Annotated in this window: 22 protein-coding genes and 1 pseudogene; 3 read left to right on the top strand and 20 right to left on the bottom strand. The window is 74.4% G+C overall.

All coding sequences use genetic code 11. The features are described from left to right. Nucleotides 1–177 precede the first annotated feature (177 nt). The 8 genes from dapB to DCS98_RS20205 form a co-directional block, all read right to left on the bottom strand. Nucleotides 178–984, bottom strand: a complete 807-nt coding sequence (dapB, locus tag DCS98_RS20240) for a 4-hydroxy-tetrahydrodipicolinate reductase (RefSeq protein ID WP_206340362.1) — start codon at nucleotides 982–984, stop codon at nucleotides 178–180. A 45-nt stretch (nucleotides 985–1,029) separates the two neighbouring features. Beyond that, nucleotides 1,030–1,395 (bottom strand): VanZ family protein, encoded by a 366-nt coding sequence (locus DCS98_RS20235; RefSeq protein WP_116453214.1) that lies wholly within the window; start codon nucleotides 1,393–1,395, stop codon nucleotides 1,030–1,032. Beyond that, entirely contained in the window at nucleotides 1,395–2,690 is a 1,296-nt protein-coding gene (locus DCS98_RS20230) for a M16 family metallopeptidase (RefSeq protein WP_241038491.1), read from the bottom strand. Before DCS98_RS20230 ends, DCS98_RS20235 begins: the two co-directional genes overlap by 1 nt. A gap of 62 nt (nucleotides 2,691–2,752) precedes the next feature. Next, nucleotides 2,753–4,999, bottom strand: coding sequence for a polyribonucleotide nucleotidyltransferase (locus tag DCS98_RS20225; protein WP_241038489.1), 2,247 nt, complete (start codon nucleotides 4,997–4,999; stop codon nucleotides 2,753–2,755). Nucleotides 5,000–5,282: 283 nt separating this feature from the next. Continuing rightward, nucleotides 5,283–5,552, bottom strand: coding sequence for a 30S ribosomal protein S15 (rpsO, locus tag DCS98_RS20220; protein WP_116453210.1), 270 nt, complete (start codon nucleotides 5,550–5,552; stop codon nucleotides 5,283–5,285). Between the two features lie 149 nt (nucleotides 5,553–5,701). Next, on the bottom strand, nucleotides 5,702–6,679 hold the full coding sequence (locus DCS98_RS20215) for a bifunctional riboflavin kinase/FAD synthetase (protein ID WP_116453209.1): 978 nt from the start codon (nucleotides 6,677–6,679) through the stop codon (nucleotides 5,702–5,704). Nucleotides 6,680–6,695: 16 nt separating this feature from the next. After that, nucleotides 6,696–7,835 carry a branched-chain amino acid aminotransferase gene (locus DCS98_RS20210; protein ID WP_206340361.1) on the bottom strand — a complete coding sequence of 380 codons (1,140 nt, stop codon included), beginning with the start codon at nucleotides 7,833–7,835 and terminating at the stop codon, nucleotides 6,696–6,698. Between the two features lie 82 nt (nucleotides 7,836–7,917). Next, nucleotides 7,918–8,256: an antibiotic biosynthesis monooxygenase family protein gene (locus DCS98_RS20205; protein WP_116453208.1), complete on the bottom strand. Its 339-nt coding sequence runs from the start codon at nucleotides 8,254–8,256 to the stop codon at nucleotides 7,918–7,920. A gap of 50 nt (nucleotides 8,257–8,306) precedes the next feature. On the opposite strand from DCS98_RS20205, the gene larB reads away from it, so the two are divergent. After that, nucleotides 8,307–8,981 carry a nickel pincer cofactor biosynthesis protein LarB gene (larB, locus tag DCS98_RS20200; protein WP_116453207.1) on the top strand — a complete coding sequence of 225 codons (675 nt, stop codon included), beginning with the start codon at nucleotides 8,307–8,309 and terminating at the stop codon, nucleotides 8,979–8,981. On the opposite strand, the gene larE is transcribed toward larB, so the two are convergent. The 12 genes and pseudogenes from larE to rimP all read right to left on the bottom strand — a co-directional run bounded on the left by larE (nucleotide 8,972) and on the right by rimP (nucleotide 19,328). Then, nucleotides 8,972–9,811 carry an ATP-dependent sacrificial sulfur transferase LarE gene (gene larE, locus DCS98_RS20195; RefSeq protein WP_116453205.1) on the bottom strand — a complete coding sequence of 280 codons (840 nt, stop codon included), beginning with the start codon at nucleotides 9,809–9,811 and terminating at the stop codon, nucleotides 8,972–8,974. The two genes, larB and larE, sit on opposite strands and share 10 nt — an antisense overlap. Nucleotides 9,812–9,824: 13 nt before the next feature. Further along, the gene (truB, locus tag DCS98_RS20190) at nucleotides 9,825–10,742 is read right to left on the bottom strand and encodes a tRNA pseudouridine(55) synthase TruB (protein WP_116453203.1); all 918 of its coding nucleotides are present in this window, start codon (nucleotides 10,740–10,742) and stop codon (nucleotides 9,825–9,827) included. Further along, nucleotides 10,739–12,040 (bottom strand): MATE family efflux transporter, encoded by a 1,302-nt coding sequence (locus DCS98_RS20185; protein WP_116453201.1) that lies wholly within the window; start codon nucleotides 12,038–12,040, stop codon nucleotides 10,739–10,741. The genes truB and DCS98_RS20185 overlap by 4 nt, the downstream gene beginning before the upstream one ends. Next, nucleotides 12,037–13,044 (bottom strand): DHH family phosphoesterase, encoded by a 1,008-nt coding sequence (locus DCS98_RS20180; protein ID WP_241038486.1) that lies wholly within the window; start codon nucleotides 13,042–13,044, stop codon nucleotides 12,037–12,039. The genes DCS98_RS20185 and DCS98_RS20180 overlap by 4 nt, the downstream gene beginning before the upstream one ends. A 5-nt stretch (nucleotides 13,045–13,049) precedes the next feature. Next, nucleotides 13,050–13,292, bottom strand: a complete 243-nt coding sequence (locus DCS98_RS20175; RefSeq protein WP_116453197.1) for a hypothetical protein — start codon at nucleotides 13,290–13,292, stop codon at nucleotides 13,050–13,052. Beyond that, the gene (gene rbfA, locus DCS98_RS20170) at nucleotides 13,289–13,801 is read right to left on the bottom strand and encodes a 30S ribosome-binding factor RbfA (protein WP_116453195.1); all 513 of its coding nucleotides are present in this window, start codon (nucleotides 13,799–13,801) and stop codon (nucleotides 13,289–13,291) included. Before rbfA ends, DCS98_RS20175 begins: the two co-directional genes overlap by 4 nt. 61 nt (nucleotides 13,802–13,862) lie before the next feature. Then, nucleotides 13,863–14,228, bottom strand: a complete 366-nt coding sequence (locus DCS98_RS20165) for a DUF503 domain-containing protein (RefSeq protein WP_241038484.1) — start codon at nucleotides 14,226–14,228, stop codon at nucleotides 13,863–13,865. A 23-nt stretch (nucleotides 14,229–14,251) separates the two neighbouring features. Then, on the bottom strand, nucleotides 14,252–16,087 hold the full coding sequence (gene infB, locus DCS98_RS23740) for a translation initiation factor IF-2 (protein ID WP_241038497.1): 1,836 nt from the start codon (nucleotides 16,085–16,087) through the stop codon (nucleotides 14,252–14,254). An 885-nt stretch (nucleotides 16,088–16,972) separates the two neighbouring features. Next, nucleotides 16,973–17,119: pseudogene (locus DCS98_RS23970) on the bottom strand (translation initiation factor IF-2 N-terminal domain-containing protein); the annotation flags it as partial. 177 nt (nucleotides 17,120–17,296) lie between these two features. Continuing rightward, nucleotides 17,297–17,542, bottom strand: coding sequence for a YlxR family protein (locus DCS98_RS20155; protein ID WP_206340364.1), 246 nt, complete (start codon nucleotides 17,540–17,542; stop codon nucleotides 17,297–17,299). Between the two features lie 41 nt (nucleotides 17,543–17,583). Beyond that, on the bottom strand, nucleotides 17,584–18,702 hold the full coding sequence (gene nusA, locus DCS98_RS20150; RefSeq protein ID WP_116453189.1) for a transcription termination factor NusA: 1,119 nt from the start codon (nucleotides 18,700–18,702) through the stop codon (nucleotides 17,584–17,586). Further along, nucleotides 18,699–19,328, bottom strand: coding sequence for a ribosome maturation factor RimP (gene rimP, locus DCS98_RS20145; protein ID WP_116453187.1), 630 nt, complete (start codon nucleotides 19,326–19,328; stop codon nucleotides 18,699–18,701). Before rimP ends, nusA begins: the two co-directional genes overlap by 4 nt. A gap of 259 nt (nucleotides 19,329–19,587) precedes the next feature. Between rimP and DCS98_RS20140 the strand changes: the two genes are divergently transcribed. Together DCS98_RS20140 and DCS98_RS20135 are read left to right on the top strand one after the other, a co-directional pair. After that, nucleotides 19,588–20,076: a hypothetical protein gene (locus DCS98_RS20140; RefSeq protein WP_116453240.1), complete on the top strand. Its 489-nt coding sequence runs from the start codon at nucleotides 19,588–19,590 to the stop codon at nucleotides 20,074–20,076. A 12-nt stretch (nucleotides 20,077–20,088) separates the two neighbouring features. Further along, entirely contained in the window at nucleotides 20,089–20,562 is a 474-nt protein-coding gene (locus tag DCS98_RS20135; RefSeq protein ID WP_116453185.1) for a ferritin-like domain-containing protein, read from the top strand. Nucleotide 20,563: the final 1 nt, after the last annotated feature.

Below are 20,563 nucleotides of genomic sequence, written 5' to 3'. Positions count from 1 at the left end.
ACCCTCTCGGGCTTCCCTGCTGGCTTGGATGTCCAACACTACGCCGGTTTCCGATGCACCCCGTACCCGGGGTCTCGGTCCGGCGGACCTCCCGGTCCGCGCGGCGCATGGAGAACAGTACACGACCTCCGGGGGCCGTGCACGGGGGGGTGTCGAGCAGGGCCCGGAGGCCCTCGCTCACAGCCCGAGGAAGCTCTCGATCCCCACGGTCAGCCCGGGCCGGCGGGCGATCTCGCGGACCGCGAGGAGCACACCCGGCATGAAGGACGCTCGGTCGAACGAGTCGTGCCGCAGGGTCAGCGTCTCCCCCGCTGCTCCCATGAGGACTTCCTGGTGCGCCACCAGACCGGTCAGCCGCACGGCGTGGACGGCGACGCCCTCGACGTCGGCGCCCCGGGCACCGGGCAGCGAGTCCGTGGTGGCGTCCGGCGAGGCGGGCAGGCCGGCGGCGCGCCGTGCGGCGGCCACGAGCCGGGCCGTCCGCACCGCGGTGCCGGACGGGGCGTCCACCTTGTTGGGGTGGTGCAGTTCCACCACCTCGACCGACGGGAAGAACCGGGCCGCCTCCTGCGCGAACTTCATGAGCAGCACCGCGCCGATGCCGAAGTTCGGGGCGATCACCACGCCCACCTCGGGCTTGGGCTCCAGCCACTCGGCGATCGTGGCGAGCTTGGCCTCGTCGAAGCCCGTCGTCCCCACGACGCAGTGGATGTTGTTGTCGATGCAGAACCGGATGTTGTCCATGACGACGTCCGGGCGGGTGAAGTCGACGACCACCTGGGCGCCGGCGTTCGCGATGTCGAACAGCCAGTCGCCGTCGTCGATCATGGCGACGAGCTCGAGGTCGTCCGCGGCGTTGACCGCCTTGACGACCTCCGTCCCCATGCGGCCCCGGGCGCCCAGCACCCCCACGTTGATGAGCGGTGCCTCGGCGGCGGCCGACGGCGAGGCCTGCTGGTCAGGGGTGGAGGTGCTCGTGGTCACGCCGCCAGGCTTCCCGCCTCACGCCCAGGGCGCAAGCCGCCCCGGTCAGGGCGCGGGCGACGACCGGCGGGCGAGGGCCGCCCAGAGCCCGAGCCCGAGCAGGATGCCGGCCAGGTCGGCGACCCCGTCGGCCAGCGAGGCGCTGCGCGCCAGGGGGGTGAACCCCTGGATGAGCTCGCTGACGACGGCGTAGCCGAGGAGCAGCCACCCGAGCGGGGCGGCCGCGCAGCCGGCCCAGCGCCCCGCGACGGCGAGCGCGGCGAACAGCGCGACGTGGACCACCTTGTCGACTCCGGGCGGCGCGCTCGGCACGTCCGACGCCGGCGCGAAGAGCACCGCCAGCGAGACGAGCACGACGACGGCGAAGACCCCCCGGGACAGGGCCCCGTGCACCTGGAGGGCGTCGCGCATCAGAGCCGGTCGAGGTCGGACTCGCGGTAGGGCCCCACGACGGCCAGGCACGTGTCCTGGCTGAACAGCTCGGCGGCGACCTCGCGCACCTGCGCCTCGTCGACGGCGTCCAGCCGGGCCAGGACCTCGCGGACCGGGAGGTACTCGCCGTAGGAGAGCTCGCTCTTGCCCAGCCGGCTCATGCGGGACCCCGTGTCCTCGAGGCCGAGCACCATGCCGCCCTTGAGCTGGCCCCGGCTGCGGGCGACCTCCTCGGAGGTGATCCCCTCGGCCGCCACCCGGTCGAGCTCGGCCCGCACGAGCCGCAGCACCTCGGGCACGCGCTTCTTCGAGCAGCCGGCGTAGACCGAGAACGCCCCCGCCCCGGCGTAGTGCGACAGCGCCGAACCCACGCTGTAGACCAGGCCGCGCTGCTCGCGGATCTCCTGGAACAGCCGCGAGCTCATGCCGCCGCCCACCGCCGCGTCGAGGACGGCCGCGGCGTAGCGCCTGTCGTCGAGGCGGCCCATCGCCGGCGTCCCCAGCAGCAGGTGAGTCTGCTCCGTCTTGCGCGCGATGAGGCCTGCGGACCGCGCGGGCTTGTGGACCGTGCCCTCCCCCGTGCGCAGCGGCGCCGGGCGGGTGCCGCCGCCGAGCCGGTCGCCGAACGCGGCGGTGACCAGGTCGAGGACCTGCTGGTGCTCCACCCGGCCGGCCGCCGTCACGACGATGGAGGGCACCGTGTAGCGCCCGCGGTACCAGCCGTCGACGTCGTCCCGGGTCAGCCCCTCGATCGACTCGACGGTGCCGAGCACCGAGCGGCCCAAGGGGGTGTCGCCGAACAGCGTCTCGGCGAACAGGTCGTGCACCGCGTCGGAGGGCTCGTCGTCGCGCATGGCGATCTCCTCGAGCACCACCGTGCGCTCGGACTCCAGGTCCGCGGCGGTGTTGCGCGCCTCGGTCACCAGGTCCGACAGCAGGGTGACGGCCAGCGGGAGGTCACTGGCGAGCACGTTGGCGTAGTAGCAGGTGTGCTCCTTGGCGGTGAAGGCGTTCATCTCACCGCCGACGGCGTCCATGGCCGTCGCGATCTCCAGCGCGCCGCGGGTCGCCGTCCCCTTGAACAGCAGGTGCTCGAGGAAGTGCGAGGACCCGGCGACCGCCGGGCTCTCGTCCCGCGAGCCCACGCCGACCCAGATGCCGAGCGTGGCCGAGAGGACGCCCGGCATCGTCTCGGTCAGGACCCGGAGGCCCCCCGGCAGCTCGGTCCGCTCCACCCGGCCGCCGACCTCGTCGAGGTCCAGCAGCTCGGTCACCCCGACGGGAACCGGGGCGGGTGCATCCGCACCCGCCCCGGCCCCGTTCACGTCAGGCGTGGTCACTCACCCGCGGGAGCAGCGGCGGCCTCGGCCGGAGCCGCGGCGCCGTCACCCTCGGCGGCGACCGGCACGAGGCTGATCTTGCCGCGGGCGTCGATGTCGGTGATCTCCACCTGCATCTTGTCGCCGACGTTCGCGACGTCCTCGACCTTGCCGATGCGCTTGCCGCCACCGAGCTTGCTGATGTGCACCAGGCCGTCGCGGCCGGGCAGCAGGGAGACGAAGGCGCCGAACGGCGTGGTCTTGACGACCGTGCCGAGGAAGCGCTCGCCGACCTTGGGCAGCGTCGGGTTGGCGATGGCGTTGATCCGGTCCACCGCGGCCTGGGCCGAGGGGCCGTCGGACGCGCCGACGTAGATCGTGCCGTCGTCCTCGATGGTGATGTCGGCGCCGGTCTCGTCCTGGATCGCGTTGATCATCTGGCCCTTGGGGCCGATGACCGCGCCGATCTTGTCGACCGGGATGCGCACCGTGGTCACGCGCGGGGCGTACGGGCTCATCTCGTCCGGGCCGTCGATGGCCTCGCCCATGACGTCCAGGATGTGCAGCCGGGCCGCGCGGGCCTGGGTCAGCGCACCGGCGAGGACGTCGGAGGGGATGCCGTCGAGCTTCGTGTCCAGCTGGAGGGCCGTGACGAAGTCCTTGGTGCCGGCGACCTTGAAGTCCATGTCACCGAACGCGTCCTCGGCGCCGAGGATGTCGGTCAGCGCGACGTACTCGGTCTTGCCGTCGACCTCGTCGGAGACCAGGCCCATGGCGATGCCGGCGACCGGCGCCTTCAGCGGCACACCGGCGTTGAGCAGGGCCAGCGTCGAGGCGCAGACCGAACCCATGGACGTCGAGCCGTTGGAGCCCAGCGCCTCCGACACCTGGCGGATCGCGTAGGGGAACTCCTCGCGGTCGGGCAGGACCGGGACGAGCGCCCGCTCGGCGAGCGCGCCGTGGCCGATCTCGCGGCGCTTGGGCGAACCCACGCGGCCGGTCTCGCCGGTGGAGTAGGGCGGGAAGTTGTAGTTGTGCATGTAGCGCTTGCGGGTCACCGGCGAGAGGGTGTCCAGCTGCTGCTCCATCCGGAGCATGTTCAGCGTGGTGATGCCCAGGATCTGGGTCTCGCCGCGCTCGAACAGCGCCGAGCCGTGCACGCGCGGGACGACCTCGACCTCGGCCGACAGCGGGCGGATGTCGGTCAGGCCGCGGCCGTCGATGCGGACCTTGTCGCGCAGGATCCGCTGGCGGACGACCTTCTTGGTCAGCGCGCGGAAGGCGCCGGAGATCTCCTTCTCGCGGCCCTCGAACTGGCCGGCCAGCGCGGCCTTGACCTCGTCCTTGAGCGCGTCGGTGGCGTCCTCGCGCTCGGCCTTGCCGGCGATCTGCTGCGCCTGCGCGAGCTTGTCGCCGACCTGGGCCTCGACGGCGGCGTAGACGTCGTCCTGGTAGTCGAGGAAGCGCGGGAACTCCTGGACCGGCTTCGCGGCCTTCTCGGCGAGCGCGGACTGCGCGTCGCACAGCGCCTTGATGAAGGGCTTGGCGGCCTCGAGGCCCTGGGCCACGATCTCCTCGGTGGGCGCGGGGGCGCCACCGGCGACGAGCTGGATGGTCTTCTCGGTGGCCTCGGCCTCGACCATCATGATCGCGACGTCGCCGTCGGGCAGGACCCGGCCGGCCACGACCATGTCGAAGACGGCGTCCTCGAGCTCGGACTCGGTCGGGAAGCCGACCCACTGCCCGTTGATCAGCGCCACGCGGGTGCCGCCGACCGGGCCGGAGAACGGCAGGCCCGAGAGCTGGGTGGACGCCGAGGCGCCGTTGATGGCCAGCACGTCGTAGAGGTGCTGCGGGTCCAGGGCCATGACCGTGATGACGACCTGGACCTCGTTGCGCAGGCCCTTGGCGAAGGTCGGGCGCAGCGGGCGGTCGATCAGGCGGCAGGTGAGGATCGCGTCCTCGGACGGCCGGCCCTCGCGGCGGAAGAACGAACCGGGGATGCGCCCGGCGGCGTACATCCGCTCCTCGACGTCGACGGTCAGCGGGAAGAAGTCGAACTGCTCCTTGGGCTGACGGCCGGCCGTGGTGGCCGACAGCAGCATGGTGTCGCCGTGGGTGACGACGACGGAGCCGGCGGCCTGCTTGGCGAGGCGGCCGGTCTCGAAGGTGATGGAACGGCTGCCGAAGCTGCCGTTGTCGATGACCGCGGTGGCGGTGGTGACGCCGTCCTCGGCGTCGAACTCTGCGGTGATGGTGGACACGTGTCCTTCTCTCTTCTTCGTCGCAGCGGCCTCGTGCCGACCTGCGACTCCTCTGACGGCCCGCTTCTCTGTGGTGAGCCGTCCTGCGTCCGGGTGACCGGTGCTCGATCGAAGCCCTCGGGTCCTGGTTCCCCGGAACGGGGATCCGATGCGTGCCCGGGAGCCACTACCGAGGACCGGCCCTTCTCAGGACGCGTCCGGCGGCGGGCCGGTTGTCCCTCGCGCGGCGGGCGCCGAACGAGGAAGGGGACCGCCCGGGATGTCCCGGACGGCCCCCTCGTGCTCAGCGGCGCAGACCCAGCCGCTCGATGAGCGAGCGGTAACGGGTGATGTCCGTCTTCGCCAGGTAGTTCAGCAGCCGGCGGCGACGGCCGACCAGCAGGAGCAGGCCCCGCCGGCTGTGGTGGTCGTGCTTGTGCTGCTTGAGGTGCTCGGTGAGGTCGCTGATCCGCTTGGTCAGCATCGCGACCTGTACCTCGGGCGAGCCGGTGTCGTTCTCGACCGTGGCGTACTCGGTCATGATCTGCTTCTTGACTGCGCTCTCGAGCGCCATGGTTCGCCTCCGGGGCGGGTCACGTGTGGCCCCCGGTCTGAATCACGGGGGCAGGTCTCACACAGCCGGGTCGCCCCGGCGGGTTCCCAGGCTACCAGCGCACGGACGATGGCCCGTCGGCGCACTGACCAGGACGGATGAGCGGACGTTCAGGGTGCGCCGGGCAGGCCGAGGACCGTGCGCGTGTCCGCGACGTCCTTGTCCATCGCGGCGACCAGGGCCGAGACGTCGGGGAAGGCGGCCATCGGGCGCAGCCGCCGGACGAACTCCACGCCGACGTGCTCCCCGTAGAGGTCGCCCTCGTAGTCGAGCACGAACGCCTCGACCGTGCGCCGGCTGCCCTGGAAGGTCGGGTTGGTGCCCACCGAGATGGCGGCCGGGAACCGCTCCTTGCTGGCGCCGCTGCGCGGGTCGCGGGTGACCAGGTGCCCCGCGTAGACGCCGTCGGCCGGGATGGCGGTGAACGGCGGCGTCTCGACGTTGGCCGTCGGGTACCCGAGGTCGCGACCCCGGCGGTCACCCCGGACGACGACGCCGTCCACGCGGTGCGGTCGCCCGAGCGCGCGGGCGGCGGGCTCCATGTCACCCGCGGCGACGCAGGCCCGGATGTAGGTGGAGGAGATCGTGACCTCCTCCTCCCCCGCCTCGGACGCGACGTTCGCCAGCGGCACGCCCTCGACCGAGAAGCCGAACCGCCGCCCCTCCGCGACCAGGGAGTCCACGGTGCCGGCCGCCTTGTGCCCGTAGGTGAAGTTCTGCCCGATGACCACCTGCGCGCAGTGCAGGTGCTCGACCAGCACCGTGTGGGTGAAGCCCTCCGGGGAGAGCCGCATGAACTCGGTGGTGAACGGCAGCACGCACATGGCGTCCACGCCGAGCTCGGCCACCAGCTCCGCCTTGCGGTCCAGCGACGTGAGGATCGCCGGGTGCGAGCCCGGCCGGATGACCTCGGCGGGGTGGGGGTCGAAGGTCAGCAGCAGGCAGGGACGGCGCATCGCCTGCGCCCGGGCGACCGCCGTGCCGATCAGCTGCTGGTGGCCCCGGTGGACGCCGTCGTACATCCCGATGGTGACCACGGTCCGGCCGAGGTCACCCGGGATGGCGTCCAGCCCCCGCCAGCGCAGCACGCGAACGCCGCCCGGCTCAGGCGACCCGGTGCAGCCAGCCGCGGGTGTCGGCCACCCGCCCGTGCTGGATGTCCAGGAGCGACTCGCGCAGCTGCATGGTGAGCGGTCCCGGGGTCCCGTCGCCGACGACGAAGTCGCCGGTGCGCGCCTTGACCTCGCCGACGGGCGTGATCACCGCGGCGGTCCCGCAGGCGAAGGTCTCGGTGACGCTGCCGTCGGCCACGCCCTGGCGCCACTCGTCGACCGAGAAGCGGCGCTCGGTCACCCGGTGGCCCGTCGCGCGGGCGACCTCGATGAGCGAGTCGCGGGTGATGCCGGGCAGCAGCGTGCCGGTGAGCTCGGGGGTCACCAGCTCGGCGTCGTCGCCGGAGCCGAGGACGAAGAACAGGTTCATCCCGCCCATCTCCTCGACGTAGCGCTTCTCGACCGCATCGAGCCAGACGACCTGGTCGCAGCCAGCCGCGATGGCCTGCTCCTGCGCCAGCAGGCTCGCCGCGTAGTTGCCGGCGCACTTGACGTCGCCGGTGCCGCCCGGGGCGGCCCGGATGTAGTCCTCGGAGAGGTAGACCGAGACCGGGTGGACCCCGCGCGGGAAGTAGGCGCCGGCCGGGCTGGCGATGACGAGGAACAGGTACTCCGACGCGGGGCGCACGCCGAGGAACGGCTCGCTGGCCAGCTGGTAGGGCCGGATGTAGAGGGTCTGGTCGGGGCCGGTCGGCACCCAGTCGCGGTCGGCGTCGACGAGGGCGTCGACGGCGGCGAGGAAGGCGTCCTCGGGGACCGGAGGCATCGCCAGCCGCTTCGCCCCGCGGGCGAAGCGGGCGGCGTTGGCCTCCGGGCGGAAGGTGGCCACGCTGCCGTCGGGCTGGGCGTAGGCCTTGAGGCCCTCGAAGATCGACTGCGCGTAGTGCAGGGCGGCGGTCGACGGGTCCAGCTGCAGCGGCGCGTACTGCGTCAGGCGCGCGTCGTACCAGCCCTTCCCGGCCTGGTAGCGCGCCACGAACATGCTGTCGGTGAAGTACCGGCCGAAGCCGGGGTCGGCCAGCTGCGCCGCGCGCTCGGCCGCAGGGCGACGCGTCACGTCCTCCACCACGAGCGGCACGCCCTCGGTGAACATCCGCGAGGAGGTACGGCTGTCGGCGAGCGTGTCGGTCATGGCTCCCACCTGCGAGTGCGCGTGTTCGGGCGTCCCGGCGGCGGCCGGGACGCCCGCCACACTATCCCCGCGAGGGCGGGGCTCAGGCCTGGCCGTCCTGGTTGGCCTTCGGGCCGGCGTACTCCAGCACCTCGTAGGTCCACACGTGCGCGGAGTGTGGGGCGGCCGACGCCAGCGTGTCGCCGCCGCCGTCGTGGGCCCGGTCGAAGTCCTGGCTCGACTGCCACGCCTCGTAGTCCGCCACGCTCGTCCAGCGCGTGTAGACGAGGTACTGGTCGGTGCCCTCGACCGGGCGCAGCAGCTCGAACCACTCGAAGCCCGGAGTGCTCTCGACGGCTCCGGCGCGCCCGCGGAACCGCTCCTCGAACCGCTCCTGCTTGTCCTTGGGGACCGTGATCGCGTTGATCTTGACGACGCTCATGGCCCTCCCCTTCCCGACCGGGGGTCCGGTCAATCGCGCATGCTGACGGGGTGGACACGCAGCGCACCGCCGACCTGGGCTTCGCGAAGCTCGACCTGGACCGGGCCGACCGCACCGGCACGCCCGAGGTCGTCTACGCGGCCGGCAAGACGCCGGCCCAGACGGTCGAGTGCCTCGCCGCCCTGCTCGAGGGCGGCGCCGCACCGGCCTGGGCGACCCGCGTGGACGACGAGACCGCGGCCGCGGTCCTGGAGCGGTGGCCCGACGCGGTCGTCGACACCGGGGCCCGCTGCGCCTTCGTCGGCGAGCTCCCGGAGCCCGTGGGGAACGTCGTCGTGCTCACGGCCGGGACGTCGGACGGAGCGGTCGCCGCGGAAGTGGTGGCGACGCTGCGGGCGTCCGGGGTCGGCTGCACCCGGGTCGACGACGTGGGGGTGGCCGGCGTGCACCGGGTGCTCGCCGTCGCGCCGCGCATCGCGGCGGCCGATGCGGTCGTCGTCGTCGCCGGGATGGACGGCGCCCTGCCGAGCGTGGTGGCCGGGCTGACCGACCGGCTGGTGGTCGCCGTCCCGACCTCCGTCGGCTACGGCGCGGCGTTCGAGGGGCTCGCCGCGCTGCTGACGATGCTCACCGCCTGCGCGCCCGGCGTGCTGGTGGTCAACATCGACAACGGGTTCGGCGCGGGCGTGGCCGCTGCCCGGATCGTGCGCAGCGCTCAGCGGTAGCGGACGGGGTCGGGCAGCAGCTCGTTCATCGACCCGGAGCGGAAGCCGCGCGGGTCGACCTCGACCTCGCCGAAGCCGGCGACGGCGGCCAGCAGGTCGTCCCGCGCGGCCAGGCGCTGCGCCAGTGCGACGTCGACCTCCACGCGAGCCCGGTTCCCGCCCAGGTCGCGCACCCGCAGGTCCTGGACCGTCAGCCCGGCATCGGCCATCGCCGTCCGCAGGCCCGCCTCCGCCGCCTCCACGCGGGCGAGGCCCTCGGCGGTGACCGGGACGCCGTACGCGATCCGGCTGGCCAGGCACGCGGCCGCGGGCTTGTCGGCCAGCGGCAGCCCCCAGAGCCGGGCAGCGGCCCGGACGTCGTCCTTGGTCATGCCGGCACGGGCCAGCGGCGCCCAGGCACCCCGCTCGGCGGCGGCGCGGATGCCGGGCCGGAACCCGGCCCTCAGGTCGTCGGCGTTGGTGCCGGTGACGACGTCGGCGATGCCCAGCCGGGCGGCGAGCGGCGCGAGCACCTCGACGAGCTCGGTCTTGCAGAACGCGCAGCGGTCCCCGGCGTTGGCCCGGTAGCCCTCGCGGGACAGCTCGTCGGTGCGCGGCAGCTCGTGCCGCACGCCCAGGGACGCCGCGAACTCCCGTGCGCCCGCCCGCTCGGACGCCGGCAGGCTCGGGGAGACAGCGGTCGCCGCGACCACGCGGTCGGCCCCCAGGGCGCGCACGGCGGCGGCCAGGACGACGCCGGAGTCGACGCCGCCCGAGAAGGCGACGAGCACGCCGGGCAGCGGGCGCAGCTCGGCCTCCAGTGCCGCGATCCGGGCGTCGAGGGAGCTCACGGGAGGCAGGTTCTCACGTCGCGGGGAAGCCGACGGCCACCCGGGCGGTGCTCCCGGAGTCCTCGAGCAGGGCGACCAGCCGGCCCTCCGGGTCGACGGCGGCGTGCGGGCCGGGCGCGCCGGTGGCCGGGATCCGCTGCCCGTAGCCCAGCGCCCGCGACTCCTCGTCGGTGACCGCCCGGGTGGGGAAGACCAGGGTGGCCGCCTGCGCGAGGGGCAGGAACCCGTCCCCTCCCCCGGCGACCAGCGCGGCGCCCGCCTCCTCGACCGGCGCCGCCAGCTCGACGGAGAAGGGCCCGGAGGCCGTGCGGCGCAGCGCCGTCAGGTGGCCGCCCACGCCGAGGGCCGCACCGGCGTCCCGGGCGATGGCCCGGATGTAGGTACCGGCCGTGCAGGAGACGGTGACGTCGACGTCGAGCAGGTCCGGCTCCGGGCGCCGGATCCCGTGGACGTCGAGCCGGTGGACGGTCACCGGACGCGGGGCCAGCTCGACCGCCTCGCCGGCGCGCACCCGGTCGTAGGAGCGCCGGCCCTCGACCTTGACCGCGCTGACCGCCGACGGCACCTGCTGCAGCGGCCCGGTCTGCGCGGCGAGCGCGTCCCGCACCGCGGCGTCGTCCAGGTGCGCCGTCGACGCGGTCGTCACGACGTCGCCCTCGCGGTCGTCGGTGACCGTCGACTGCCCGAACCGGATGGTGGCCTCGTAGGTCTTGTCGTGCCCGCCGACGTACCCGAGGAGGCGGGTCGCGGCGCCCACGCCGAGCACGAGCAGGCCGGTGGCCATGGGGTCGAGGGTGCCGGCATGGCCGACCTTGCGCACCGACAGCACGCGACGGGCGCGGGCGACGACGTCGTGGGAGGTCATCCCCCCGGGCTTGTCGACCAGCAGCAATCCGGGTGGTACGTCGGCGTCGGGTCTGCGGGGGCTCACGTCCCCACCGTTGCAGGCGCGCTCAGCCAGCGGTCACCCGCCACCCGCACGAGGACGCCGACCAGGCGCAGGCCGATGAACAGGCAGAGCCCGGTCCACACCCCGGCCAGGCCCCAGCCGAGCGGGCCGGACAGCAGCGAGAGGGGGAGGAAGCCGACGACGGCCGAGCCGATCGTCACGGTGCGCAGGTAGCCGACGTCCCCGGCCCCCATGAGGACGCCGTCCAGGGCGAACACCACCCCGGCCAGCGGCTGCATGCCCGCGAGGAACCACCAGACCACCTCGGCCTGCGCCAGCACGGCGGGGTCGTCGGTGAAGAGCGGGAGGAGGACGTCGCGGGCGGCCAGCAGCACCGCGCCCACCAGCACGCCGGTGCCCAGGCCCCAGAGGGCCACCCGCGACGCCGTGGCGCGGGCCTCGGCCGGCCGCTGCGCCCCGAGCGCGTGCCCGACCAGGGTCTGCGCCGCGATGGCGTAGGCGTCGAGCACCAGGGCGAGGAAGAAGAACAGCTGCAGGGCGATCTGGTGCGCAGCGAGGGACGCCGTCCCCGCCCGGGCGGCCACGCCGGCGGCGACCAGGAACGAGATCTGCAGGACGGCGGCACGGACGAGCAGGTCGCGGCCGATGACGAGCTGGTTGCGCAGGGCGGCCGGCCGGGGACGCCAGCCGGCGCCCTCGCGCGCCAGTGCCCGGACGAACAGCCCGGCGGTCAGGGTCTGACCCGCGACGTTCGCGACGGCGGAGCCGACCAGGCCGAGCCCGGCCGGGTGCACCAGCAGCGGGCAGAGGACCAGGCTGAGCAGGCTGCCGGCGAGCACGTACCGGACGGGGCGCTGCAGCTCCTGGACACCCCGCAGCCAGCCGTTGCCCGCCAGCGACACGAGCAGCAACGGCGCCCCGAGGCTGGCGACCCGCAGCCACTGCTCCCCCGCCTCCGCGACGGCCCCGCCCCCGCCCGCCAGCAGCCGGGTGAGCGGGCCGGCCAGCAGCTGGAACAGGACCAGCACGCCGAACCCCAGCGCGAGCGCGAGCCAGGTGGCCTGGACACCCTCGGCCACCGCGCCGTCCCGGTCACCCGCGCCCGCCCGGCGGGCCGCCCGGGCGGTCGTGCCGTAGGCCAGGAAGTTGAGCAGGGCCGCGGCCCAGGCGAGCAGCCCGCCGCCCACGGCGAGGCCACCCAGGGGGACGGTGCCCAGGTTGCCGACCACGGCCGTGTCGACGAGCAGGTACAGCGGCTCGGCCGCCAGCACGACGAGCGCCGGGACGGCGAGCCTGAGGACGGAGGGACCGCGCGTCACTCCGCGGCGAGCTCCCGGCGCAGCGCCTCGACGGTCTTCTCGCGGTCGAGGTAGGAGCTGTACCCGGCGGCCAGCCGGTGCCCGCCGCCGCCGAGGGCCATGGCCACGCGGGCGACGTCGGTCGCGCCCCGGGACCGCAGGGACACCGACCACGAACCGTCGTCCTGCCCCTTGAGGACGCACGCCACGTCCGCCTCCTCGGTGGAGCGGACGACGTCGACGAGGGCCTCGAGCTGCTCACCGGGCAGCCCGTGCTCGCCGGCCTCGGCGGTGCTCGACCAGGTCCAGACCAGACCGGCACCGACCTCCGGCTCCAGGACGGCCCGGCCGGTGACGACCGACAGCAGCCCCAGCCAGCCGAACGGGGCGGTGTCGAACAGCCGGCGGCTGATGTCGGAGTGGTCGATGCCCGTCGCCAGCAGACGGGCCGCGAGCTCGTGGGTGTCCGGGCGCGTGTTGCCGAAGCGGAAGGAACCGGTGTCCGCGGCCAGCCCGGCGTAGAGCAGGGTGGCCAGCTGCGGGTCCACGGTGACCCCGAGCTCGTCGAGCAGGCCCGCGACCAGGGTGACGGTGGCGGGCGCGCCGCCGTCGACCAGCCGCACGTCCCCGAAGCCGGGGTTGCTGGCGTGGTGGTCGACGACGACCGACGTGCCCGCCGAGTCCAGCAGCGGCGCCAGCTCGCCCAGGCGTGCCGGCGACGCGGCGTCCAGGCTCACGAACACGTCCGGCGAGGACGGCACGGTCGCCGAGGGCACCAGGCCCTCGGCGCCCGGCAGCCAGCCGAGCGAGGCCGGGAGCGCGAACGGGTCCGGGAAGGTGACGAGGACACGTGCCCCGCGACGACGCAGCCCCTCGCCGAGAGCGAGGGTGCTGCCCAGCGCGTCGGCGTCGGGCTGCACGTGCCCGGACAGCACGACGGTGCCGCGGTTGTCGGCGGCCTCGGCCAGCACCGAGGCCGCGGTGCGGAGGGGGGACGCCGCCGCACGCGACGAGGAGAGGGACACGCGGATCAGCTGTCCGGTCCGGGGTCGGCGACCGGAGGGGCGTTCTGCTCCTCCTGCACGGACCCGCCACCGACCGGGTAGCGCGAGCCGTCCTCGGGCTCGTCGGCCGCGATGCTCGGGGCCTCCCCCAGCTCGCCGCGCTTGCCGCCGTCGGTCGGGTCACCGGTGCCGGGGACCTCCTGCCCACCCAGCACGGACGTGCCCTGGCCCTCGTCGGGCTCGTGGGGATCCGGGTCGTTCTCGGTCACGACGCGCTCCTGCTCTGCACGGAGATGTCCTCGGCACTGTCATCGGCAGATCCGGACGCGACCGTGTCCTCGTCGTCGTCCTCGTGGTCCTCGGCCGGACGCCGGTAGGGATCGGGCTCGCCCGCGTACTGCGCACCCTCCCGGGCCCGGGCCAGCTCCTCGTCGGCGTGCCGGGCACGCTCGAGCGCCTCCTCGAGGTCCCGCGCGGTGTCCGGGACGATGTCCGCGACGAAGGTCAGCGTCGGCACGAACTTGATGCCGGTCTGCTTCCCGACCGTGGAGCGGAGCACGCCGGTCGCGCTGGTGAGCGCCGCGGCGGAGTCCGCGACCTGGGTCTCGTCGCCGTAGACGGTGTAGAAGACCGTGGCCTCGCGGAGGTCGCCGGTGACGCGGGCGTCGGTGACGGTCACCATGCCCAGGCGGGGGTCCTTGATCTGCGTCTCGATCGCGGCGGAGACGATCTGACGGATGCGCACCGCCAGCTTGCGGGCGCGGGCCGGGTCGGCCATCGGACCTCCTCAGACGGGGCGTCCAGGGGGACGCCGGTGGGTGGTGCGGGCGGGCGCGGGCTCAGAAGTCCTCGTCGGCGAAGAGCTGACGATGCGTCGACAGCAGCGTCACCTCCGGCCGCTCGGCCAGCAACCGCTCGCACGCGTCGAGGACGTCGGTCACCTGACCGGCGTCCCCGGCGACGGTGGCGACGGCGACCTGCGCGCGGCGGTGCAGGTCCTGGTCGCCGACCTCGGCGGCTGCGACGGCGAACCGCCGCCGCAGCTCGGCCACGATCGGCCGGACCACGGCGCGCTTGCCCTTGAGCGAGTGGACGTCGCCCAGCAGGAGGTCGGCGGTGAGCGTGCCCGTGAAGATGAGGACCCTCCTGCCCGCCACCGCTCGCCCGCTCGCGGCGGGCCCCTGCAGGAGAGCCGTCGGACTCACCTGCAGGGGCCACCTCGCGTCTCCTAGGTGCGCGGGATCTCGCGCATCTCGAAGGTCTCGATCACGTCGTCGACCTTGATGTCGTTGAACGACCCCAGGCCGATACCGCACTCGTACCCCTCGCGGACCTCGGTCGCGTCGTCCTTGAACCGGCGGAGGGACTCCACGGTCAGGTTGTCGGCGACCACGGCCCCGTCGCGGATGAGGCGGGCCTTCGAGTTCCGGACGATGGTCCCGCTGCGGACCAGCGAACCGGCGACGTTCCCGATGCGCGGCACCCGGAAGACCTCGCGGACCTCCGCCGTGCCGAGCTGGACCTCCTCGTACTCGGGCTTGAGCATGCCCTTGAGCGCGGCCTCGATCTCGTCGATCGCCTGGTAGATGACCGTGTAGTACCGGACGTCCACGCCCTCGCGGTTGGCGAGCTCGGTGGCCTGACCCTCGGCCCGGACGTTGAAGCCCAGGACGATGACGTCGTCGGCCAGCGCCAGGTCGATGTCGCTCTTGGTGATGCCGCCGACGCCGCGGTGGATGACCCGCAGCGAGATGTCGTCGCTCACCTCGATCTTCATCAGCGCCTCTTCGAGCGCCTCGACGGTGCCCGAGTTGTCGCCCTTGATGATCAGGTTGAGCTGGCGGTTCTCCTTGAGCGCCGCGTCGAGGTCCTCGAGGCTGATCCGCTTGCGCATGGAGGCGTTCTGCGCGTTGCGGATGCGGGCCTGACGACGGTCGGCGATCTGCCGTGCGACGCGGTCCTCCTCGACGACGAGGAAGGTGTCGCCGGCACGGGGCACCGAGGTGAGACCCACGACCTGCACGGGGCGGGCCGGCAGGGCCTCCTTCAGCTTGTTGCCGTGCTCGTCGAGCAGCGACCGGACGCGCCCGTAGGCGTCGCCGGCCACGATCGAGTCGCCCTGGCGCAGCGTGCCGCGCTGGACGAGCACCGTGGCGACGGGGCCGCGGCCCTTGTCCAGCTTGCCCTCGATGACCACGCCCTGCGGGTCCTGCTCGGTGTTGGCGCGCAGGTCCAGCGAGGCGTCGGCGGTCAGGAGCACCGCCGCGAGGAGGTCGTCGATGCCCTGGCGGGTGATCGCCGAGACGTCGACGAACATCGTGTCGCCGCCGTACTCCTCGGCCACCAGGCCGTACTCGGTGAGCTGCTGGCGGATCTTGGCGGGGTTGGCCCCCTCCTTGTCCACCTTGTTCACCGCGACCACGATCGGGACCTCGGCCGCCTGGGCGTGGTTGAGCGCCTCGACCGTCTGCGGCATGACGCCGTCGTCGGCCGCCACGACCAGGATGACGATGTCGGTGACCTTCGCGCCTCGGGCACGCATCGCGGTGAACGACTCGTGACCCGGGGTGTCGATGAAGGTGATCGGCCGCTCGTTGCCGTCCAGCTCGGTGACGACCTGGTAGGCGCCGATGTGCTGGGTGATGCCGCCGGCCTCGCGGGCCACGACGTTGGCGTCGCGGATCGCGTCCAGCAGCTTGGTCTTGCCGTGGTCGACGTGACCCATGACGGTGACCACCGGCGGACGGGCGGACCAGTCGTCCTCGTCGCCCTCCTCGTCACCGAAGGTGAGGTCGAAGGTCTCGAGCAGCTCGCGGTCCTCGTCCTCGGGGCTGACGACCTGGATGTTCCAGCCGATCTCGGCACCGAGCAGCTGCAGCGTCTCGTCGTTCACCGACTGCGTCGCGGTGACCATCTCGCCCAGGTGGAACAGGGCGGTGACCAGCGCGGCCGGCTGGGCGTTGATGCGCTCGGCCAGGTCGGTCAGCGACGCGCCGCGCGGCAGCCGGACGGTCTGCCCGTTGCCGCGGGGCAGCTGGACGCCGCCCATGCTGGGCGCGGCCATCGAGTCGAATTCCTGACGCCGCTGCTTCTTGCTCTTCCGGCCACGGACCGGACCCCGGCCACCGGGACGGCCGAAGGCGCCGGCGGTACCGGCACCCGAGCCGCCACGGCCGCGGCCGCGGCCACCGCCGCCACCACGGAAGCCACCACCGGCGGGCGCGCCGGCGCCCGGGGCGCCGCCACCGCCGCCGGGGCGGAAGCCACCGCCGCCACCGGGAGCACCCGGGCGGCCACGGCCACCGGGGCCACCGGGACCGCCACCGGGACGACCGGCACCGGCCGAGCGACCGGGCATCATGCCGGGCGAGGGACGCTGCGGCATCATCCCCGGGTTGGGACGCGGACCGCCGGGACCGGCGGCCGGACGGGGACCGCCCGCGCCGGGGGCGGGACGCGGACCGCCGGCACCGGGAGCGGGACGGGGCCCACCCGGACCGGGGCGCGGACCACCGGGCGCCGGACGGGCGCCGGGAGCCGCCGGACCCGGACGGGGACCGGCGCCGGCACCCGGAGCGGCCGCCGGAGGGGCGGCCGGACGCGGGGAGCTGAACGGGTTGTTGCCCGGTCGCGGCGCGGGGCGCGGCCCCGGACGCGGGCCGGCACCGGCCGGCGCCGAACCACCGGCGGGAGCCGGACGGGGTGCGGCCGGCCGGGCGGCCGGCTGCTGGGTCGGGGCGCTCGCGGCGGGAGCCTGGGGCGCGGGTGCTGCCGGGCGCGCGGCCGGAGCGGGCGCGGCCGGACGGGCGACCGGAGCCGCAGGGGCAGCGGGAGCGGCCGCCACCGGGGCGGCGGGCGCGGGTGCTGCGGGAGCAGCCGGGGCGCTCGGACGGGCGGCGGGCTTGGGGGCCGCCGAGCCGTTACCGCCGCCGGTGCTGGCTCCCAGCGCCTCCCGGAGCCGACGGGCCACGGGGGCCTCGACGGTGGAGGACGCGGACTTCACGAACTCGCCCTGCTCCTTGAGCTTGGCGAGCACGGTCTTGCTGTCGACACCGAACTCCTTGGCGAGTTCGTGTACGCGGGCTTTGCCTGGCACGGGTCTCCTCTTTGTGAGGCCGGCGGCTTGCCCGCTCGACCTCGTCGTTAGTGGCGCATGGTCATCGTGAGAACTTCACGGCTGAGTCATCCGACGGTGTCCTGTCGACGTGCGGACCGGCCTGGTGCCGGCCCGACTGAGAACTGCTGTCGCCCGCTCCGCCCGCGCCCGGGCACCTCAGGACGAGGTACCGAGGACGTGGTCCCGGAGCGGACCGACCTCCACCGGCGCGCTGCTGCCTCCGGGGAGACGCAGCGCCCGGGCGAAGGCCCGGCGTCGCTCCGCCGCGTGCAGGCACTCCGGGGTGGGGTGCACCGACGCCCCCCTTCCGGGGAGCCGCCGCCGCGGATCCGGGACCAGGGTCCCGGAGCTGAGGACGACACGCAGCAGATCACTGGCCGGAGCGCGTCGCCGGCACCCCACGCAGGTGCGGACCGGCTCGGACGTTTCGACCACCCTGCACTCTAGCGCGTGGCGGGGCCGGGATGTTCCGCCCGTCGGGGTGAGCCCCGGTGGGCAGGGGGGCGGCCCGCCTGCGCACCGGCGGGCGCACCGGACCGCAGCGGGGGCCTGCCCACCCCGGGCGAGGGGGTCGCGTCGTCGTCGTCGGGCTGGGCGTCGCTGCGGATGTCGATCCGGCAGCCGGTCAGCCGCGCGGCCAGCCGCGCGTTCTGACCTTCCTTGCCGATCGCCAGCGACAGCTGGAAGTCGGGCACGATCACGCGGACCGCCTTGGCCTGCGGATCGACCACCCGGGCGCTGTTGACCCGTGCCGGGCTCAGGGCCGAGGCCACGAAGGTCGCCGGGTCGTCCGACCAGTCGACGATGTCGATCTTCTCGCCGTGCAGCTCGCTCATGACGTTGCGCACGCGCTGCCCCATGGGCCCGATGCAGGCACCCTTCGCGTTCAGCCCCGGAACCGTGGTGCGGACGGCGATCTTCGAGCGGTGCCCCGCCTCGCGGGCGACCGCGACGATCTCGACGCTGCCGTCGGCGATCTCGGGTACCTCAAGCGCGAACAGCTTGCGCACCAGGTGCGGATGCGTGCGGGAGACGGTGACCTGGGGGCCGCGGAAGGTGCGGGCGACCGAGACCACGTAGGCCTTGATCCGGCTGCCGTGCGTGTACTCCTCGCCGGGTACCTGCTCGGCCTGCGGCAGGACCGCCTCGACCTTGCCGATGTCGATGAGCACCGTGCCCTGCACGTTGCGGCGGTCGTGCGCCTGCACGATGCCGCTGACGATGTCGCCCTCCTTGCCGGCGTACTCGCCGAAGGTCTGCTCGTGCTCGGCGTCGCGCAGCCGCTGGACGATGACCTGCTTGGCGGTGCTCGCCGCGATCCGGCCGAAGTCGGTGGGGGTGTCGTCCCACTCGCGGACGACCTCGCCGTCCGGACCGAGTTCCTGCGCCAGGACGGCGACCTCACCGCTCTTGCGGTCGACGTGCACCCGGACGTGCTTGGCGGCGCCGTCGGCGTGCCGGTACGCCGTGACGAGCGCCGTCTCGATGGCCTCGATCACCGTGTCGGCGGGGATGCCCTTCTCCCGCTCGACCGCCTTGAGCGCGGTGACGTCGATGTTCACTGTGCTCCTCCTCGCGCCTGCGGCACGTCGCCGGGCTCGATGTCGTCGTCCAAGTCCGTCTCGTCGAGGTCCGTGTCGTCGGCCGGCTCGTCCGCCGACCCACCCCGCCCGAACTCGACCTGCACCCGGCCGGCGCCCAGCTCCGCCCACGGCACCTCGCGCGGTGTCGGCGGCCGCTTCTTGGCGCCGGGCTTGCCCTGCACCTCGACGGCGAGGGTCACGCCCGTCCCGTCGACCGCCGTCACGCGGCCGGTGACCTCCTGCGTTCGGCCGGCCGGTCCGACGGTCACGGTCACGAGGCGGCCGGTGTTGCGCCGCCAGTGCCGCTCCTCGGTCAGGGGACGGTCGACGCCGGGGCTGGTCACCTCCAGCACGTACGGCGCGCGGCCCATGCCGTCGTCGTTCCGGTCCAGCACCTCGGACACCGCCCGGCTGACCTCGGCGATGTCGTCGAGGGTCACCCCCTGGTCGCGGTCGACCACCACGCGGACGACGCTGCGCCGCCCGGCAGGGGTCACGACGAGCTCCTCCAGGTCGTAGCCCGCCGCGCCCACCACCGGCTCGATCCAGCCGGTCAGCCTGGCCGTGGCGGGGTCGGTGCGCTGGGTGCCGTGAGAGGTGGACACGGTCTCCTCCTCCGGGCTCGAGCGGCCGCCTGGTGCGGGACGCCATACCCCGCCGACCCGGCGCCGACCGGCCTTCGGCGCAGGTCGGGCCCGGGTGGAGGGGAAGTGGTCAGGCTACCGCCCCGGGAACGGCGGCCGGACCGCGCACCGGGGACCCGCTGTGGGAGCCGAGGGGCGCACGGTCCCGCCGTGACGGACGGGCGGACGCGCCTGGTCGCACTACCGGCACGGGGCGTGAGCGGCTGCGAGAATGGCGGCGATGTCCTCTCCCCTCCGCTCCGGCCCCCGGGGCTTCTCCCGGCGCACCCTGCTCGCCGCCTCCGCGGCCGGGCTGGCCGTCCTGGCGACGGGCTGCACGTCCTCGTCCGCCGACGAGCGCGAGCAGGTCACGAGCGAGCAGGCCGACGGGCTGAGCGCGCAGATCGCGGTCCAGGAGGCGGTCGTGTCCGCCTTCGCCGCCGCGGGTGCGGCCGACCCCGCCCTCGCTGCGGAGGTGGCCGACCTCGCCGGCCAGGCCGACGAGCAGCTGGCGCGCCTGCGGGCGGCGGCCCCGGGCACCCCGACCTCCTCCGGCGCCCCTGCGCAGGAGGCCCCGCCGGCGCCCGGCACCCGCGCCTGGCTCCGCGGCCAGGTGGCCACCGCCGCCGCCTCGCACGCCGCGGCCTGCGTCGACCAGTCCGGCGCCCGGGCGGCGCTGCTCGGGTCGATCGCCGCGGGGCTCGCCGGGCAGGACGGACGACTGGCGTGACGGAGGTCCGACATGGCTGACGACGGATCCGACCAGGGCACCTTGGACGAGGCGTCGGAGAACACCGCGCTCTCGGAGGCGCTGGCTGCCGAGCACGCGGCGGTGTGGGGCTACGGCGTCGTGGGTGCGGCCCTCGACGCGGGGGCGCAGGCCGCGGCGGCGACCTCGGAGGTCGCGCACCGCGACGTCCGCGACCGGGTCGTGGTCCTGCTCGCCGGGCGCGACGTCGACCCGGTGGACGCCGAGGGCGCCTACGCGCTCCCCTTCCCCGTGCTGTCGGCCACCGACGCGGCAGCGCTCGCCGTCGTCCTGGAGGACGGCGTGGCCGCCGCGTGGGTGCGCGTCCTGGACCAGTCGGTCGAGCGCAGCACCCGCGAGCTGGCCGTCGCCGCCCTCTCGGCCACCGAGGTCCGGGCCGTCGCCTGGCGGACGGCTGCGGGCCGGACGCCGACGACGAACGCGTTCCCCGGCCTCCCGGCCGGCTGAC

This window comes from Blastococcus litoris (genome assembly GCF_003075095.1).
Lineage (GTDB): Bacteria > Actinomycetota > Actinomycetes > Mycobacteriales > Geodermatophilaceae > Blastococcus_B > Blastococcus_B litoris.
Note: the sequence above shows the minus strand (reverse complement) of the source record. Positions and strands in the feature narration are given on the sequence as shown.

Bases quoted from the DNA above. Each gene is read 5' to 3' on its own strand.
- infB (WP_241038497.1), bottom strand. From the start codon at position 16,087: ATGGCCGCGCCCAGCATGGGCGGCGTCCAGCTGCCCCGCGGCAACGGG.
- DCS98_RS20210 (WP_206340361.1), bottom strand. From the start codon at position 7,835: ATGACCGACACGCTCGCCGACAGCCGTACCTCCTCGCGGATGTTCACC.
- DCS98_RS20235 (WP_116453214.1), bottom strand. From the start codon at position 1,395: ATGCGCGACGCCCTCCAGGTGCACGGGGCCCTGTCCCGGGGGGTCTTC.
- DCS98_RS20140 (WP_116453240.1), top strand. From the start codon at position 19,588: ATGTCCTCTCCCCTCCGCTCCGGCCCCCGGGGCTTCTCCCGGCGCACC.
- rbfA (WP_116453195.1), bottom strand. From the start codon at position 13,801: ATGGCCGACCCGGCCCGCGCCCGCAAGCTGGCGGTGCGCATCCGTCAG.
- rpsO (WP_116453210.1), bottom strand. From the start codon at position 5,552: ATGGCGCTCGAGAGCGCAGTCAAGAAGCAGATCATGACCGAGTACGCC.
- DCS98_RS20135 (WP_116453185.1), top strand. From the start codon at position 20,089: ATGGCTGACGACGGATCCGACCAGGGCACCTTGGACGAGGCGTCGGAG.
- DCS98_RS20205 (WP_116453208.1), bottom strand. From the start codon at position 8,256: ATGAGCGTCGTCAAGATCAACGCGATCACGGTCCCCAAGGACAAGCAG.